This window comes from Paracoccus yibinensis (assembly GCF_030846195.1).
Taxonomy (GTDB): domain Bacteria; phylum Pseudomonadota; class Alphaproteobacteria; order Rhodobacterales; family Rhodobacteraceae; genus Paracoccus; species Paracoccus yibinensis.
The window spans coordinates 74,526-90,295 of sequence record NZ_JAVCWH010000007.1 but is presented as its reverse complement, the minus strand read 5'-3'; the positions used below and the strand labels follow the sequence as shown (position 1 = coordinate 90,295).

Sequence of the window (15,770 nt, the reverse complement as noted above, 5' to 3'; positions counted from 1 at the left end):
CCATGGCCCGTTTCTTCATCCACCGCCCCGTCTTCGCCTGGGTTCTGGCCTTCGTGACCATGCTGGTCGGCGGCCTTGGCCTGCAGACCCTGGCGATCGAGCAATATCCCCAGATCGCCCCCACCACCGTCCGCATCAGCGCGACCTATACCGGCGCATCCGCCGAGATCGTCGAGAACTCGGTCACCACCGTGATCGAGGACGCGATGACCGGGATCGACGGGCTGATCTACATGACCTCGAACTCGACGCCCGGCTCGGCCTCGGTGTCGCTGACATTCGACGACACGGTCGATGCCGACATCGCGCAGGTGCAGGTCCAGAACAAGCTGCAACTGGTGACAAGCCAGCTTCCCGACATCGTGCAGCAGCAGGGGGTGAACGTCTCGCGCTCCACCTCCTCGATCCTGCTGGTGGGGGCGCTGACCAGCAGCGACGGCAGCTATTCCACGGTCGAACTGGGCGACCTGGTGTCCCAGATGATCGAGGATCCGGTCAAGCGGACCCCCGGCGTCGGATCCATCAACACCTTCGGGTCGGGCTATGCGATGCGCATCTGGCTGGACCCGATGAAGATGGCGCAATACCAGGTCACGCCCGCCGACGTGACCGCCGCAGTGTCCGAACAGAACACCAACGTCACCGTGGGCGACCTGGGCGCCGAACCCTCGGCCGAAGGCCAGCGGCTGACCCTGACCCTGTCGGCGCAGTCGCAGCTTTCCTCCGCCCGGGAGTTCGAGCGGATCCTGCTGCGCGTGGACCCGGACGGATCGACGGTCTTCCTGGGCGACGTGGCAAGGGTCGAGATCGGGCAGGAATCCTATGGCGGTGCCGCGCGCTACAACGGCAATCCGGCGGCGGGCTTCGGCGTGAACCTGGCGACGGGGGCCAATGCCGTGGATACCGCCCATGCCGTGCGCGAGGTCATCGACGGCATCGCGCCTTCGCTGCCCCAGGGGGTCGAGGTCGTCTATCCCTATGACACCGCGCCTTTTGTCGAAAAGTCGATCCACCAGGTCTACAAGACCCTGGCCGAGGCCGTGGTGCTGGTCTTCCTGGTGATCCTGGCTTTCCTGCAAAGCTGGCGCGCCACGATCATCCCGGTGATCGCCATCCCCGTGGTGTTGCTGGGCACTTTCGGCGTGCTGGCGGTGGCGGGCTTTTCCATCAACACGCTGACCATGTTCGCCCTGGTGCTGGCCATCGGCCTGCTGGTCGATGACGCCATCGTGGTCGTCGAAAACGTGGAACGCGTGATGGAGGAAGAGGGCCTCGGCCCTGTCGAGGCCACGCAAAAAAGCATGGAGGAGATCACCTCGGCCCTGGTGGGCATCGTGATGGTGCTGTCGGCGGTGTTTTTGCCCATGGCCTTCATGTCGGGCGCGACCGGGGTGATCTATCGCCAGTTCTCGCTGACGATCATCACGGCCATGGTGCTGTCGCTGGGCGTGGCCGTGATCCTGACACCTGCCATGTGTGCAAGCCTTCTGAAGCCCCGCAAGCATGGCGAGGGGATCGCGCCCGCCCGCTGGTTCAACCGCAACCTGGACCGTGCCACCAACGGCTATGGCAAGGCCGTGGCCCGCTTGGTGCGGCGTCCGTTTCGCATGTTGATCGTGCTGGTGGCGATCGGCTTCGGCGCCGCCGCGCTGTATGAACGCCTGCCCGGATCGTTCCTGCCGGACGAGGATCAGGGCGTGATGATGGTGATGATCGAGACGCCTGACGGATCGACCACCGCCCAGACCCAGGCTTTGGTCGAGAAGGTCGAGGAATACCTGCGCGTGCAGGAAGCCGATACGGTGGAATCCACCTTCTCGGTCCTGGGGTTCAGCTTCGGGGGATCGGGCCAGAACCAGGCGCTGCTGTTCGCCAAGCTGCGCGACTACGAGGAGCGGCCCGGCCTGGACGTGGCGTCCCTGGTCACGCGCGCCAATGGCTATTTCTTCATGAACAATCGGGCGGGCCAGGCCTATTTCCTGCAACCGCCGGCGATCCCCGGCATGGGCGCGTCCTCGGGCTTCTCGATGTATCTCGTGGACCAGTCGGGCCGGGGGCAAGAGGCGCTGACGGCCGCCGCCGACCAACTTGTCGCGACGGCGCAGGAAGACGGCCGCGTCACCAACCTGCGCGGCAACGAGGCGCCGTTCGAGACCTCGCTGCGGCTGGACATCGACCAGCAGAAGGCCGCGGCCTTCGGGCTGTCGATCGCGGAAGTGAACGCGATGCTGTCGGTGATCTTCTCGGGGCGCGACGTGAACGACTTTGCCCTGGGCACGGAACTGCGCCCGGTGATCGTCCAGGGCGAGGCCGAGGCCCGGTCCCAGCCCGAGGATATCGACCGCTGGTTTGCCCGCAATGCCGATGGCGACATGGTCAATTTCGGCGCCTTCACCACCCGCGTCTGGGACCAGGAACCGCAGGCGCTTGCCCGTTATGGCGGCACCCGCGCCTTGGAACTGTCGGGCGCGGCCGCCCAGGGCCTGTCGTCGGGTGCGGCGATGGACGCGATGGAGGAGATGGTGGCCGACATGCCCGGCGGATACGGCACGGCCTGGACGGGCCTGTCCTATCAGGAACGCCTGTCGGGCAACCAGGCGCCCTTGTTGTTCACGCTGTCGGCCCTGGTGGTGTTTCTGGCGCTTGCCGCCCTTTACGAAAGCTGGACGGTGCCCCTGGCGGTGATGATGACCGTGCCGGTGGGCATCCTGGGCGCCCTGGCTGCCGCGCTGTTCTTCGACCAGACCAATGACGTCTATTTCAAGGTGGGCCTGCTGACGACCATCGGCCTGGCTGCGCGGAACGCCATCCTGATCGTGGAATTCGCGCAATCGCTGGTGGCGCAGGGCCGTCCGCTTCTGGAAGCCGCAATCGAGGCCTCCAAGATGCGCCTGCGCCCGATCCTGATGACCACCTTCGCCTTCATGCTGGGCGTGCTGCCGCTTGCCATCGCCAGCGGCGCGGGGGCGGGGGCGCAGAACTCGATCGGGATCGGGGTTCTGGGCGGCATGGCCTCGTCGGCCGTGATCGGGATCTTCCTGGTTCCGGTCTTCTATGTGGCCGTGCTGAAGGCGGTCGAGCTTGTCACGAAAAGAAGGGGTAAACCCGCATGACTTTCGCACTGCACCGCCGCGCGATGCTTGGTTCCGTCCTGGCGCTTGGGGCCTGCGCCGCCGTCGGCCCCGATCCCACCGCGCTGCCCACCCCCGCCGTCCCCGCCGGTTTCAACGAGGGCGAGGGGAGGGCCACGCCCCCGCAGGCGGCCTTCTGGTCGGGCTATAACGACGCCACCCTGAACCGCCTGATCGGGCAGGGCATGGACCAAAGCTTCGACATCATGGCCGCCAACGAACGCATCCGCGCGGCCCAGGCCGATGTGCGGGCGGCCCGGCCCTGGGCGTCCCAGATCGGCGGCACGACCACGGCGGGGCGGGAACGGGCGGGCGGCGATGCCGTCGCCGCCGGCACCGCCAATACCGCCGCCCTGTCGGCCAGCTTCGTCTTCGACCTGTTCGGCGGCGCCCGCCGCGCCCGCCAAGGCGCAGCGGCCGCCTTGCAATCGGCCCAAGCCGAAGCGCAGACCGTCCGCCTGGCCTGGCTGGCCGAGGTGATCGCCGCCTATGCCGACGCGCGCTTCTTTCAGCAGGCCCTGGCCCTGACCCGCGACACGATCCGCACGCGTGAAGGCACGCTGGAGGTGACGCGCAACAGCCAGTCCGTGGGCATCGCCACCGAATACGACGTCGCCCAGACCGAGGCGCTGTTGCAGACCGCCCGCGCCGACCTGCCGAATTATGACGCGCAGTTCAACGCCCAGGTTTATCGCCTGTCCACGCTGCTGAACCTGCAATCCGCGCCGCTGATGGGGCAGATGCGCGGCGGATCGGCCCAGTTGCGCACGCCGCCCGGTCCCGGAACCGGCGTTCCCGCCGACCTGCTGCGCTCGCGCCCCGACATCCGCGCGGCGCAGGCCGACTATGCGGCCGCGCTTGCGGCGGTGGGGGTGGCGACGGCCGACCTGCTGCCCGCGATTTCGCTGACGGGCACGGTCACGGACCGGGGCGGGGCCACCGCCTGGGGTTTCGGTCCCGGCCTGTCGCTGCCGGTCCTGAACCAGGGCGCGCTGCAAGCCGCCCGGTCCCGCCGGTTGTCCGAGGCGCGCGAGGCCGAGATCGCCTGGAAGTCCGCCATCGTCGCGGCGGTCGAGGATGTGCAGACCGCCCAGTCGAACCTGCGCCGCTTCCGCCAGCGGGCCGCCACGCTGGAAGAGGCGGCGGCGTCATACGACCGCGCCTATACGCTGGCCCGCCAGAACTTCGAGGCAGGCGCCCTGGCATTGGTCGACCTGCTGGAGGCTGACCGGTCCCGCGCAAGCGCCCGCCTTGCCGCCGCACAGGCCCGGAATGCTGCTGCCAAGGAATGGGCAACCTTGCAAATCGCCACGGGTGCAGGATCGAGATAGATAATGGTGCGTGTGAACACGCACCCTACGCCGCCCCGACCGTAGGGTGCGTGCTTGCACGCACCTTGCGCCCGCCTGTCAGACGATCCGCGTCACCAGCGGTGTAAGTCCCTCGATCTCGACCGTCACGACCTGGCCCCGCGTGACCGCGCCAACCCCTGCGGGGGTTCCCGTGAAGATCAGGTCGCCCGGCTGAAGCCGCACCGACTGCGACAGCTGGGCGATGACGTCGGCCACCGGCCAGATCATCTGCGACAGGTCCGATTCCTGGCGCAACGCACCATCGACCGTCAGCGCAATCCGGCCTGCGTTCAGCGGGCCGGTCTGGCTGACCGGATGCAGCAGACCGCAGGCCGCCGACAGATCGAAGCCCTTGGCCAGATCCCAGGGCCGCCCCGCCTTCTTCGCCACCGCCTGCAAGTCGCGGCGGGTGAAGTCGTTGCCGGTGGCATAGCCCCAGATCAGCCCCTGCGCGCCGTCAGGCGCGATGTCCACCCCGCCTGCGCCAAGCGCCACGACCAGTTCGGCCTCGAAATGCAGATCGCCGGTCTGCGGGGGATAGGGCAGGTCGGCGTCCCCCACCAGCAGCGTATCCGCGGGTTTCGAGAAGAAGAACGGGGGTTCGCGGTCGGGGTCATGCCCCATCTCTCGCGCGTGGTCGGCATAGTTGCGGCCGACGCAATAGATGCGGCGGACCGGAAAGCGGCGGCTGTCGCCCGCCACGGGCAGGGACGGAAGGGCAGCGGGCGGAATGACGAAGTCGGACATGGGAGGGGGCTTTCGCTGGGTTGCGGCGGACTGTCCCGCGCCCGCAATGCCCCGTCAAGGCCAGCTTCGCCCCATGGAGGCCGGTTCCAGCACCACCACGGTCGGCCGGTCCGGCAGCCCGCGCAAGGACGCCAGGTATTCGCTGCCCCCTGGCCGCTGGATGTCGAACTGGCCCGACATGCCGGTCAGGAAGGCCTCCAGCCGGGCGGGGCCGAACCAGTGCATGGGGATCACCACCGAACTGTTCAGGCGGCTGACGACGCGCATCATCGCCGCCTGCTCCATCGTGTAGCTGCCGTCGACCGGGACCAGCAGCACGTCCACGCGGCCCAGGCGGGCGTAATCCTCGTCCGTGGGTTCGTGGTGCAGGTGGCCCAGATGCGCGATGCAAAGGCCCCCCGCCTCGAAGACGAAGATGGAGTTGCCGCCCTCCTCGACCGTGCCCCAGGACCGGATGTCGGTCGGCACGTTGCGGATCAGCGCGTCGCCCAGCGTCAGGTAATGGTCGGCCGCCACCCCGAACTGGTCCGACCAGCCGCGCAGGACGTGGGGGATTCCGTCCACCCGGTCGGTCCAGTGGCTGGAATGCGCCCGGTTCATCGTCACCACGTCCGGCACCGGCGCGTCGGGATGCAGGTTGCCGTTGAAGTCGGTGACGATGTCAAGGCCCCCCGGCGTCTGGATCAGGAACATCGCGTGTCCCAGAAAGGACAGCCTGACCGACCGTTCCGGCACCGGATCGGACCAGGCGGCCTGCTGGATGCGTTCGGGTCCGCCCGCGATGGCGATGCAATGGCTGGGCCTGCGTTCCTGGCCCTGCGCGGCCAGCGGCAGAACGGCGATCACGGCGGTGGCAAGGGCAAGGCGCATGGTCATCCCCCCGGAAAGATCGCGGGAAGCGTAACCCGGAACGCCCCCAACCCCCGTCACAAGCGCGTGACAGGCGGCTGGCCGGGGCTTATCCATGTCGGCAAGATCGGCAGGATCGCCGGCAAAGAGGAGTTGCGCCATGTTCATCGCCATGAACCGTTTCACCGTTCCCGTCGAGAACGCGGACGAATTCGAAGCCCTGTGGCTGTCGCGCGACAGCAAGCTGGACACCCTGCCGGGCTTTGTCGAATTTCACATGCTGAAAGGCCCCGAGGAGGACGGGCGGCGGCTTTATGCCTCGCATACGGTATGGGAGAGCGAGGAGCATTTCATCGGCTGGACCCGCAGCCAGCAGTTCCGCGACGCCCATGCGCGGGCGGGCGAGACGAAGAAGCTGTATGAAGGCGGTCCCCGCTTCGAAGGCTTCACCGCGATCCAGCATATCGGCCGGGCCGGCTGATCGCGAAAAGGGGAGGGGGACATGACCAACACGATCTACGACCAGGGCCTGGACGCCTGCGCGGCCAATTTCGCGCAACTGACGCCCTTGGACTTCCTGGCCCGCACGGCGGCGATCCATCCCGACCGGCTGGCCGTGGTCCACGGCCCCGTCCGCCGGACCTGGGGCCAGACCCACGACCGCTGCCGCCGCCTGGCAAGCGCGCTGTCCGCGCGCGGGGTCGGGCGGGGCGACACGGTGGCGGTGATCGCCCCCAACATCCCCGAGCTTTACGAGGCCCATTTCGGCATCCCCATGCTGGGCGCGGTGCTGAACGCGATCAACACCCGGCTGGACGCGGACACCGTGCGCTTCATCCTGCAGCACGGAGAGGCCAAGGCCCTGCTGGTGGACAGCGAGTTCGCCCCCCTTGCACGAGAGGCGTTGAAGGGCTGCGACATCGGGCTGGTCGTGGACATCCTGGACCCGACCGTTTCGCACGGCGATACCATCGGCCACCTGGATTACGAGGCCCTGCTGGCCGAGGGCGATCCCGCATTCGACTGGCAGCCGCCCGCCGACGAATGGGACGCGATCGCGCTGAACTATACCTCGGGAACGACGGGCAATCCCAAGGGCGTGGTCTATCACCACCGGGGGGCTGCGCTGAACGCGATCTCGCAGTTGCAGGACTGGGGGATGCACGCGCATTCGGTCTATCTGTGGACGCTGCCGATGTTTCACTGCAACGGCTGGTGCTTCCCTTGGGCGATGGCCGCCAATGCCGGAACCTCGGTCTGCCTGCGCGCGGTCCGGGCCGAGCCGATCTTCGACCTGATCGCAGGCGAAGGCATTACCCATTTCTGCGGCGCGCCCATCGTGCTGAACATGCTGGCGCAGAACGCGCATCTGAAACGCTTCGACCATCCGGTGAAGGTGATGACCGCCGGTGCCTCGCCCCCCGCCGCCGTGATCCAGGCGATGGAGGACATGGGCGTCGAGGTGACTCATGTCTATGGGTTGACCGAGGTTTATGGCCCCTCGGTCGTCTGCGTCTGGAAGCCGGAATGGAACGAGTTGCCACCAGATCGAAGGGCGCGGCTGAAGGCCCGGCAGGGCGTGCGCAACGCGGCGCTTGGCGGGCTGATGGTGGCCGATCCCGAGACGCTGGCCCCCGTTCCCCATGACGGGGAAACGCTGGGCGAGATCTTCATGCGCGGCAACAACGTGATGCGCGGCTACCTCAAGAACCCCGATGCCACCGCCAAGGCCTTTCGCGGCGGCTGGTTCGCCACGGGCGATCTGGGCGTGATGCATTCCGACGGCTATGTGGAAATCAAGGACCGCAGCAAGGACATCATCATCTCGGGCGGCGAGAACATCTCGTCCGTGGAAATCGAGGACGTGCTGTACCGCCACCCGGCGGTGAACGAAGCGGCGGTGGTGGGGCGTCCCGATGCCAAATGGGGCGAAACCCCCTGCGCCTTCGTGGACCTGCGCCCGGGGAAGGACGCGTCCGAGGCCGATATCATCGCCTTCTGCCGCGACCACATGGCCCATTACAAGGCGCCGAAGACGGTGGTGTTCGGACCGTTGCCCAAGACCTCGACCGGCAAGATCCAGAAGTTCGTGCTGCGCGATCAGGCCCGCAGCCTGTCCGGCTGAGGGGCGGGCAGCACCGTCCCGGCAAAGCCGTCATCGGCGATGTCGCGGCACAGGCCGGACCATTCGCAGCCCGCGCAGGCGTCCCGGATCGCGCCGCCCGCGAAGGCGTGGCGCATCCGGGCCAGGGTGGCGGGGTCCAGCACCAGCCGCTGCCCGGCCGTCAGCGGGCGTCCCAGCAGGGCGGTCAGGTCGCGCGCGGCCTGCGCGTCGCGACGGGCGACGCTGCCGCCCCGGCAATGGCAGCCGGGATCGGCCAGCATCGGCGCGCAGATATCGTCGGGACCATTGACCATCATCACCGCCTCGCCCGCCGCGATGCGGCCCGCGATGGCGGTGAACCCCGCCGTGAAGGCGGGGCTGTAGCCCTTGCCTGCCCAGGTCAGCAGGCAAAGCAGGTGATGCGCGCGCAGGCGGATCGTCATGCGCGGCGCGGACGGCCCAACTGACGCAGCGCAAGCGCGCCGACGGCGGATTTCAGCACCGCGCCGACCAGAAAGGGCGTGACGCCGTGGACGATCGCCGCATCCCAGCCGATGCCGCGCGACAGCCAGGCCGCGCCCACGGCCAGGCAGATCAGGTTGCCCGCCAGCATCGACAGGAAGGCCAGCCCGGCCCGGTCGCCGTTCCAGCCGCGTTCCGCTAGCCAGCCGATCTGCGCGGCCATGACCGCGAAGGCCACCAGATAGCCGCCGGTCGGTCCCGCGAAATGCGCAAGGCCCCCCGCGCCGCCCGCCAGAACCGGCAGGCCCAAAGCCGCCTGTCCCAGCCAGGCCAGCACCGTCAGCGCCCCCAGGCGCCAGCCGTAAAGCGCGCCGATCATCGCCACGGTAAAGGTCTGCATGGTGACCGGGACCGGCACCATCGGCACCTCGATCCGCGAGGAGATGGCCAGCAGGATCGTGCCAAAGGCGACCGCCAGCAGGCGGACAGGCAGGGACCGGCTGTGCAGGTCCACGGGGCTGAAGGCTGGAGTTGGCGTCATTGATCGTCCCTATCCTGAATTATAGATAATTATGGATTCGTCGTGCCAGGATAGTCCACGGATTATCTATCGGATCAAGGGGGGATTGGTCAGCGCCGCGTTCGGGGCCGCTGGCCGCTGAACTGGACATGCCGCGCCAGCACGGCGCAGGCGCGGTCCAGATCGCCCGACCGCAGCGCGTGCAGGATGGCACGATGGTCACGATCCGTCGGCGCCTCCCATTCCGCGCGCCAGCCGGAAAACAGGAAGCGAGCGCTTGCGGTGTGCAGATCCGCGATGGACTTCAGCAGGCGGGGCATCCCGCAGGGGTCCAGAATCAGACGGTGGAACTGGCGGTTGGCCTCTTCCCAGGTTTCGACATCGCTCGCGTGATCGCCTGCCCGCGTCGCCTCCTCGGCCCGGTCCAGGATGGCGGGCGTCAGGTGCGGCGCGGCGTGACGCAGGGCCAGCACCTCGAGCGCGGCGCGCATCTCGGCCACCTCGCGCACCTCGGCCAGGGAAAAGCCCGCCACGCGAAAGCCTCGCCGGGGTTCGCTGACAGCAAGGCCGCGGCTTTCCAGGTGGCGGAAGGCTTCCCGCACGGGGACATGGCTTGCGCCGAATTCGGCGGCGACGTGATCCTGCCGCAGCCGTTCGCCGGGCGCGATCTGGCCGGAAACGATGCGCGCGGTCAGTTCGCGGCTGATGCGGTGGGCAAGGGGTTCCTGTGTCATGGATTATAGATAATCTGGCCCCTTGCCGCAGTCCAGCCGGTCAGAAACCCTTGTGGTCTTTCAGGAAATCGTCCTCGGCGGGGGTATTGCGTCGGTCCAGCAGGGCGTTGCGATGCGGAAAGCGGCCGAAGCGTTCGATGATGTCGCGGTGCTGGATGGCATAGTCCAGATAGCCAGGATCGCCCAGGGCCTCGAACAGTTCGACCGATCGGGTCTGGTCGGGCAGATCCTCGCTGTGTTCGAAGGGCAGGTAAAGAAACATCCGCCGCCGCGCATCGACCTGCTGGTCAAAACCCGCCTCCACGGCGGCGCGGGCGTGTTCCAGCGCGATGTCATCGGATTCGAAGGCGCGCCCGGTGCCCCGGAACATGTTGCGCGGAAACTGGTCCAGAAGGATCACCAGCGCCAGGGCGCCGTCGGGCGTCGCGGCCCAAGGGTCCAGGTCCCGGTGATGCGCCGCGCGATAAGTGTCGGCGAAGCCGTCGCGGATGCGGTCGTCGATCTCGTCCGACTTGGCGAACCAATACGGCTCCATGTCCTCGGAAAACCAGAAGTCCAGCACGTCCTGGGCGGTCTTGATCGTCATGGGTCAGTTCCTTTCCGGCAGGGGGATGTGCTCGGCCCGGTCGGTGGGCGGCAGGTCGAACAATCCCTGGCCCCAACGTTCCGCCTGCCATTGGCGTTTCGCTTCCTCGATGCGCTCGCGCGAGGAGGCCACGAAGTTCCACCAGATATGGCGCGGCCCGTTCAGCGTCTCGCCCCCCAGGGCCATCAGCCGCGCGCCCCGCTCGCCCGCCTGCACGGTGATCGCGTCGCCGGGGCGGAAGACCATCATCTGCCCGGCCTCGAAGTCCTGGCCTGCGACGCTGATGCTCCCTTCGGTGACGTAAAGGCCGCGGTCTTCGTGATCGACGGGCATGGGAAAGCGGGCGCGGGGGTCCAGCGTCACATCCAGATAGAAGGTGTCGGAATACATCGTCGCGGGTGCGGTCTTGCCATAGGCGCGCCCCAGGATCAGCCGCGCCTCGACGCCCGCGTCGCGGATCACCGGCAGCGCGTCCTGGCCGTGGTGTTCGAAAGCGGGTGCCATGTCCTCGTGGCTGTCGGGCAGGGCGATCCAGGTCTGGATGCCCAGAAGACTGCTGGGCCCCTGGCGCGCGGCCTCGGGGCTGCGCTCGGAATGGGTGACGCCGCGCCCGGCGACCATCCAGTTCAGCGCGCCGGGCGTGATGATCTGGTCGGCGCCGGTGCTGTCGCGATGCTGGAAGCTGCCGCGATACAGGTAGGTGACGGTGCCCAGACCGATATGGGGATGAGGTCGCACGTCGATGCCCTGGTTCGTCAGGAACTCGGCCGGACCCATCTGGTCGAAGAAGATGAAGGGGCCGACCATCTGGCGCTTGGGCGCGGGCAGGGCGCGGCGCACCTCGAAGCCGCCAAGGTCGCGGGCGCGGGGGATGATCAGGGTCTCGATGGCGTCCGGGCCGATTTCGTCGGGGCAGCCGGGGGTCAGGGCGGGGTTCCAGCTCATGACGGTTCCTCCTGTGTCGCCCATCAGGATAGGTCCGCTGCGGCAGAACGGGAAGGACAAAGCCGTTCGCCGGACGCGAACGCCGGATTGGTCCGGTCCCGACTGGCGCCGGCCGTGCCGGAACCGCATCTTCGGCGCGAATGTTTCTTGCGGCAAAGGTGCGCGATGACCAGCGGTATCCATCATGTGACGGCGATCACCCGCGACGTTCAGGCGAATGTCGATTTCTGGATGGGCTTTCTGGGTCTGTCCCTGGTCAAGCAGACAGCGGGGTTCGAGGATGCCGAGCAGTTGCACCTGTTCTATGGCGATCCCGCCGGCAGCCCCGGCAGCCTGGTCAGCTTCCTGGTCTGGCAGGATGGCGCGCCGGGACGGGTGGGCCATGGCCGCGTGGCGGAAATCGCCCTGGCCATTCCGCGCGCGCGGATCGGCGACTGGCTGACCCGTGCCATGCAGCGCGGATTGCGCATCGAGGGCCCGACCCGCGAATGGGGCGAACCCCTGCTGCGGCTGAGGGATCCCGACGGCATCATCGTCAAGCTGGTGGGCACGGACATGCCCGACCGGGGCTGGCCCGCCGCCCCCGGCCGGCTCCGGGCGGTGACGATCTGGTCGGCCCTGCCCGAACGGACCGCTGCCTTCCTGCGCCCCTTCGGCTATCGCGAGGGCGGGGCCGAGGGCGGGCTGACGCGGCTGGTGTCCGACAGCGATGCCATCGACATCCGCGACGCATCGGGTTTCGTGCCGGGCATTCCGGGAACCGGCGTCATCGATCATGTGGCGCTGCGGGTGCCCGATCTTGCGGCATTGCAGACCCATCACGACACCTTGCGGGCGCGCAATGCCAGCGAGGTGACGGTTCACGACCGCACGTATTTCACCTCGCTTTACGTCCGCGAGCCGGGCGATACGCTGGTCGAACTGGCAACCGACGGGCCGGGCATGGCGGTGGACGAAGCCGCCGATGACCTGGGCCGCACCTTGATGTTTCCGCCCCATGCCGGAAACACTGGCGACTTGCGCCTGCGCCTGCCGCAATTCGCCCGTCCGGGCGAGGAAAGGACCGTGATGAGAGAGCTTCCCTTTGTCCACCGCCTGCGCCAGCCCGACCAGCCGGACGGATCGGCCATGCTGCTGCTGCACGGCACCGGCGGATCCGAAGCCGACCTGATGCCGCTGGCCCACCGGATCGCGCCCCATGCCACGCTGCTGGGCGTGCGCGGCCGTTCGACCGAGGAAGGGGTGGCGCGGTATTTCCGCCGCACCGCGATGACCAGCTTCGACCAGGACGACATCCGCGCCGAGGCCGAGGCTTTCGCGGCCTTCTGGACCGGCGCCCTGGCGGCTTACGGCCTGGATCCGGCCCGGATCACGGTGATGGGATACAGCAACGGCGCAAATTTCGCAGGCGCGGTGATGGGCCTGCATCCCGGCCTGATCCGCCGGGCGATCCTGATGCGCCCGATGGCCGTGCTTGACGACCTGCCCCAGGTGGATCTGACCGGCCTGTCCGTGCTGACCCTGACCGGGGCGCGCGATCCTTATGGCGTCCATGCGCCGCGCCTGAACGACTGGCTGGCGGCGCGGGGCGCGACGCTGGACGCGCGCGTCGTGCAGGCGGGCCATGATGTCGTGGCCGACGACCTGGCAGCCGCGACGGACTGGATGAAAGGGGAAACCGATGCCTGACCTGACCATCACCCGCGAGGATACCGATGCGCGCCACGGCCGCTATGTCGCCCGGATCGCGGGCATCGACGCCGAGGCTGAACTGACCTTCACCCGGCGCGGCAAGGGCCAGGTCAGCGCCGACCATACCGGCGCGCCCGAGGCGCTGCGCGGCACCGGCGCGGCGGCGGCCCTGGTGGATGCCATGGTGGCGGATGCGCGCAGGCAGGGTTTCCGCATCGTGCCGCTGTGTTCCTATGTCGCGGATCGTTTGGCGAAGAACCCGGAATGGGCCGACGTCTTCGCCACCGCGCCGGAGGAACGCCCGTAGGGATGCGCGAAGGCGTAGGGTGCGTGCTTGCAAGCACCGATGCAGCTTCACACGAAGCGGAACGGAGTCCCCCAAGGGTCCGCAACCGCCTGCCCCGCGCGTTGGGGATCCCCGATGACGACCTCGGCCAAGCCCGTCATCCCTGCGTCACGCGGCCCCGCCCCATGGCTGTTCCAGGTATTTCCGGCAAGGTGGTGGTGATAGCCGTTCCAGCCATACCATGCGCCGCCCTGCGCGTCGAAGGTCCGGGTCAGGCCCAAGTCGACCGCGAAGTAATCATCCGCCCTGTCCAGATCGCCGACCTGCAGATGGACATGGCCGACGGTGCTTCCGTCAGGCGCGCCCTTCCAGGGGGCATCGGCAGCCGCCAGCAGGCCGTCCAGGTCCAGGCGGCGGGTGAACATCTCGATCCGGTCGCCGTCGCGGGTCCAGTCCGCTTCCGGCCGGTCGCGATAGATCTCGATGCCGTTGCCTTCGGGGTCGTCCAGATAGATCGCTTCGCTGACGCCATGGTCGCTGGCGCCGGTCAGGCGGATGCCGCTGTCCGCGGCATGGCGCAGCCACCGGGCAAGCGCGCGGCGGTCGGGCAGCAGGAAGGCGGTGTGGAACAGCCCCGCCTGGCGCGGGTCGCGTGGGCGCGCGGCGCCGTCGCGGCGCAGTTCCAGCAGGGTGCGGTCCCCGGCGCCAAGCCGCGCGGTTTCGCCGTCGCCGCCCAGTTCGGCCAAGCCAAGTGTGTCTCGATAGAATGCCGTCATGGCAGGCAGGTCGCGCACCGTCAGCGCGACATGGTCGATGGCAGGGGTCATGATGCGGTCCTTTCCGCCGTCAGGCTGGCCACGAAGCCCGCGATGAAATCGGCAAGCTGCTGGCGGGTCTTGTCGTCGGTCAAGTTGCCGTCTGCGTCGAACAGCCCGCCCGCGCGCGACACCATCAGCCGCCCGTCCCACCAGGGCCGGGTCTTCAGCGTCCGCAGCACCGGCCACCAATGCGTCTGCGCCTGCGTGGTGCCGAAGCCGCCGGGCGATGCGCCCATCACCGCGACCGGCTTGCCCGCAAACAGCGCCAGCCCGTCGCCGCGCGACATCCAGTCGATGACGTTCTTGAAGACGCCGGGAATGCCGTTGTTGTATTCCGGCGTCACCAGCAGCAGCCCGTCGGCCTGTGCAAGCTGACGGTTCAGCGCGGCGACGGCAGGGGGCGTGCCGTTCGCGGCCTCGTCGTCGCCATCATACAGCGGCACGCCCGAGATGTCGCCGATCACGATCCGCGTGCCCTGGGGCGCCGCGTCGCGGGCCGCCCGCAGCAATCCGCTGTTCAGCGAGGCGCGGCGCAGGCTGCCCGACAGGCCAAGGATGGTGGTCATGTTGGTTGTCCTTTCCTGCGGTCAGTCCAGCGGCTTCAGCCCGGCCTCGATGGCGGCGCGCCTGCCTTCCAGGAAGGGCGGCAGGGACAGGCCCTGGCCCATCGTCTCGCGCGGTTCGTCCACGTCGAAGCCGGGGCCGTCGGTCGCCAGCTCGAACAGGTTTCCGCCCGGTTCGCGGAAGTAAAGCGAGCGGAAGTAATACCGCTCGACCTCGCCTGAATTGGGGACGCGGAAGCCCCGGACGCGGTCGGCCCATCCGGTCAGCGCCGCGGTGTCGGGAACCCGGAAGGCGACATGGTGGACGCCGCCCGCGCCCTGCTGGGCCGTGGGCAGGCCGGGCTGGACCGCGACATGCAGTTCGGCGGCCGCCCCGCCATCGCCCATCTGGAACACATGGACCTGTCCCTGACCGTCGGGGCTGGGATAGTCGCGCACAAGGGTCATGTTCATCACCTGCGTCAGCACCGCCTGGGTCGGGGCCAGGTTGGGGACGGATATGGTGATCGGCCCCAAGCCCTGGATCTGGTGCGGGGCCGGGACGGGGCTTTGGTCCCAGGGCTGGCCCGCCGGGTCGGGGGCGGCCACAAGGCGCAGCCGCTGGCCTTCGGGATCCTCGACATCCAGGCTGGCACGGCCGTCCAGCATGGTGAGCTTGCCGGTCGTGACGCCCAGATCCGACAGGCGCGTGGCCCACCAGTCCAGGCTGTCTTCGGCCACCCGCAGCCCGGTGCGGCTGATCGAATGGGTCCCGCGCCGTTCGCGCGGGGCGGGCCAGTCGAAGAAGGTGATGTCCGTGCCCGGCGTGCCCGCGCCATCGGCGAAGAACAGGTGATAGGCCGAGGTGTCGTCCTGGTTCACGGTCTTCTTCACCCGGCGCAGACCCAGGGTGTCGGTATAGAAGCGGTTGTTGCCTGCCGCGTCCGCCGTGATCGCGGTCAGGTGGTGGATGCCGGTCAGTTGCATGATGCGGTTCCCTGT

The 15,770-nt window shown here is 68.4% G+C and carries 16 protein-coding genes; 6 read left to right on the top strand and 10 right to left on the bottom strand.

Annotation, left to right across the window (positions count from 1 at the left end):
• The first annotated feature begins 2 nt into the window (after nt 1-2).
• The gene (locus RAH32_RS14995) at nt 3-3,113 is read left to right on the top strand and encodes an efflux RND transporter permease subunit (protein WP_306608805.1); all 3,111 of its coding nucleotides are present in this window, start codon (nt 3-5) and stop codon (nt 3,111-3,113) included.
• The gene (locus tag RAH32_RS14990; RefSeq protein WP_306608803.1) at nt 3,110-4,462 is read left to right on the top strand and encodes an efflux transporter outer membrane subunit; all 1,353 of its coding nucleotides are present in this window, start codon (nt 3,110-3,112) and stop codon (nt 4,460-4,462) included. Before RAH32_RS14995 ends, RAH32_RS14990 begins: the two co-directional genes overlap by 4 nt.
• A gap of 78 nt (nt 4,463-4,540) precedes the next feature.
• Here the strand turns inward: RAH32_RS14990 and RAH32_RS14985 are convergent, their stop codons facing one another.
• Together RAH32_RS14985 and RAH32_RS14980 are read right to left on the bottom strand one after the other, a co-directional pair.
• Nucleotides 4,541-5,230, bottom strand: coding sequence for a fumarylacetoacetate hydrolase family protein (locus tag RAH32_RS14985; RefSeq protein WP_306608801.1), 690 nt, complete (start codon nt 5,228-5,230; stop codon nt 4,541-4,543).
• Between the two features lie 54 nt (nt 5,231-5,284).
• Nucleotides 5,285-6,100: an MBL fold metallo-hydrolase gene (locus tag RAH32_RS14980; RefSeq protein ID WP_306608799.1), complete on the bottom strand. Its 816-nt coding sequence runs from the start codon at nt 6,098-6,100 to the stop codon at nt 5,285-5,287.
• 139 nt (nt 6,101-6,239) lie between these two features.
• Between RAH32_RS14980 and hmuQ the strand changes: the two genes are divergently transcribed.
• Both hmuQ and RAH32_RS14970 read left to right on the top strand, forming a co-directional pair.
• A complete protein-coding gene (gene hmuQ, locus RAH32_RS14975) occupies nt 6,240-6,560 on the top strand; it encodes a heme-degrading protein HmuQ (protein WP_306608797.1) in 321 nt (106 codons plus the stop codon).
• 21 nt (nt 6,561-6,581) lie between these two features.
• Entirely contained in the window at nt 6,582-8,204 is a 1,623-nt protein-coding gene (locus RAH32_RS14970) for an acyl-CoA synthetase (protein WP_306608796.1), read from the top strand.
• Here RAH32_RS14970 and RAH32_RS14965 read toward each other — a convergent pair.
• The 5 genes from RAH32_RS14965 to RAH32_RS14945 all read right to left on the bottom strand — a co-directional run bounded on the left by RAH32_RS14965 (nt 8,180) and on the right by RAH32_RS14945 (nt 11,430).
• The gene (locus RAH32_RS14965) at nt 8,180-8,626 is read right to left on the bottom strand and encodes a DUF1284 domain-containing protein (protein WP_306608794.1); all 447 of its coding nucleotides are present in this window, start codon (nt 8,624-8,626) and stop codon (nt 8,180-8,182) included. The two genes, RAH32_RS14970 and RAH32_RS14965, sit on opposite strands and share 25 nt — an antisense overlap.
• Entirely contained in the window at nt 8,623-9,186 is a 564-nt protein-coding gene (locus tag RAH32_RS14960) for a biotin transporter BioY (protein WP_306608793.1), read from the bottom strand. Before RAH32_RS14960 ends, RAH32_RS14965 begins: the two co-directional genes overlap by 4 nt.
• Before the next feature lie 89 nt (nt 9,187-9,275).
• Entirely contained in the window at nt 9,276-9,899 is a 624-nt protein-coding gene (locus tag RAH32_RS14955) for a GntR family transcriptional regulator (protein ID WP_306608791.1), read from the bottom strand.
• 40 nt (nt 9,900-9,939) lie between these two features.
• Nucleotides 9,940-10,485, bottom strand: a complete 546-nt coding sequence (locus RAH32_RS14950; RefSeq protein ID WP_306608789.1) for a DUF924 family protein — start codon at nt 10,483-10,485, stop codon at nt 9,940-9,942.
• A 3-nt stretch (nt 10,486-10,488) separates the two neighbouring features.
• Nucleotides 10,489-11,430, bottom strand: a complete 942-nt coding sequence (locus RAH32_RS14945) for a pirin family protein (protein ID WP_306608787.1) — start codon at nt 11,428-11,430, stop codon at nt 10,489-10,491.
• 165 nt (nt 11,431-11,595) lie between these two features.
• Between RAH32_RS14945 and RAH32_RS14940 the strand changes: the two genes are divergently transcribed.
• Both RAH32_RS14940 and RAH32_RS14935 read left to right on the top strand, forming a co-directional pair.
• Nucleotides 11,596-13,119, top strand: a complete 1,524-nt coding sequence (locus RAH32_RS14940; protein ID WP_306608785.1) for a VOC family protein — start codon at nt 11,596-11,598, stop codon at nt 13,117-13,119.
• A complete protein-coding gene (locus RAH32_RS14935; protein WP_306608783.1) occupies nt 13,112-13,429 on the top strand; it encodes a GNAT family N-acetyltransferase in 318 nt (105 codons plus the stop codon). The genes RAH32_RS14940 and RAH32_RS14935 overlap by 8 nt, the downstream gene beginning before the upstream one ends.
• A gap of 47 nt (nt 13,430-13,476) precedes the next feature.
• Here RAH32_RS14935 and RAH32_RS14930 read toward each other — a convergent pair whose 3' ends face one another.
• The 3 genes from RAH32_RS14930 to RAH32_RS14920 are packed head-to-tail and all read right to left on the bottom strand — an operon-like array spanning nt 13,477 to nt 15,755.
• Nucleotides 13,477-14,235: a VOC family protein gene (locus RAH32_RS14930; protein ID WP_306608782.1), complete on the bottom strand. Its 759-nt coding sequence runs from the start codon at nt 14,233-14,235 to the stop codon at nt 13,477-13,479.
• Complete coding sequence (locus RAH32_RS14925; protein WP_306608781.1) at nt 14,232-14,792, bottom strand: NADPH-dependent FMN reductase; 561 nt, start codon at nt 14,790-14,792, stop codon at nt 14,232-14,234. The genes RAH32_RS14930 and RAH32_RS14925 overlap by 4 nt, the downstream gene beginning before the upstream one ends.
• A 21-nt stretch (nt 14,793-14,813) precedes the next feature.
• Complete coding sequence (locus tag RAH32_RS14920; RefSeq protein WP_306608780.1) at nt 14,814-15,755, bottom strand: ring-cleaving dioxygenase; 942 nt, start codon at nt 15,753-15,755, stop codon at nt 14,814-14,816.
• Nucleotides 15,756-15,770: the final 15 nt, after the last annotated feature.

Bases quoted from the DNA above. Each gene is read 5' to 3' on its own strand.
- RAH32_RS14980 (WP_306608799.1), bottom strand. From the start codon at position 6,100: ATGCGCCTTGCCCTTGCCACCGCCGTGATCGCCGTTCTGCCGCTGGCC.
- hmuQ (WP_306608797.1), top strand. From the start codon at position 6,240: ATGTTCATCGCCATGAACCGTTTCACCGTTCCCGTCGAGAACGCGGAC.
- RAH32_RS14970 (WP_306608796.1), top strand. From the start codon at position 6,582: ATGACCAACACGATCTACGACCAGGGCCTGGACGCCTGCGCGGCCAAT.
- RAH32_RS14935 (WP_306608783.1), top strand. From the start codon at position 13,112: ATGCCTGACCTGACCATCACCCGCGAGGATACCGATGCGCGCCACGGC.
- RAH32_RS14995 (WP_306608805.1), top strand. From the start codon at position 3: ATGGCCCGTTTCTTCATCCACCGCCCCGTCTTCGCCTGGGTTCTGGCC.
- RAH32_RS14950 (WP_306608789.1), bottom strand. From the start codon at position 10,485: ATGACGATCAAGACCGCCCAGGACGTGCTGGACTTCTGGTTTTCCGAG.
- RAH32_RS14960 (WP_306608793.1), bottom strand. From the start codon at position 9,186: ATGACGCCAACTCCAGCCTTCAGCCCCGTGGACCTGCACAGCCGGTCC.
- RAH32_RS14930 (WP_306608782.1), bottom strand. From the start codon at position 14,235: ATGACCCCTGCCATCGACCATGTCGCGCTGACGGTGCGCGACCTGCCT.
- RAH32_RS14985 (WP_306608801.1), bottom strand. From the start codon at position 5,230: ATGTCCGACTTCGTCATTCCGCCCGCTGCCCTTCCGTCCCTGCCCGTG.
- RAH32_RS14990 (WP_306608803.1), top strand. From the start codon at position 3,110: ATGACTTTCGCACTGCACCGCCGCGCGATGCTTGGTTCCGTCCTGGCG.
- RAH32_RS14920 (WP_306608780.1), bottom strand. From the start codon at position 15,755: ATGCAACTGACCGGCATCCACCACCTGACCGCGATCACGGCGGACGCG.
- RAH32_RS14940 (WP_306608785.1), top strand. From the start codon at position 11,596: ATGACCAGCGGTATCCATCATGTGACGGCGATCACCCGCGACGTTCAG.
- RAH32_RS14955 (WP_306608791.1), bottom strand. From the start codon at position 9,899: ATGACACAGGAACCCCTTGCCCACCGCATCAGCCGCGAACTGACCGCG.
- RAH32_RS14925 (WP_306608781.1), bottom strand. From the start codon at position 14,792: ATGACCACCATCCTTGGCCTGTCGGGCAGCCTGCGCCGCGCCTCGCTG.
- RAH32_RS14945 (WP_306608787.1), bottom strand. From the start codon at position 11,430: ATGAGCTGGAACCCCGCCCTGACCCCCGGCTGCCCCGACGAAATCGGC.
- RAH32_RS14965 (WP_306608794.1), bottom strand. From the start codon at position 8,626: ATGACGATCCGCCTGCGCGCGCATCACCTGCTTTGCCTGCTGACCTGG.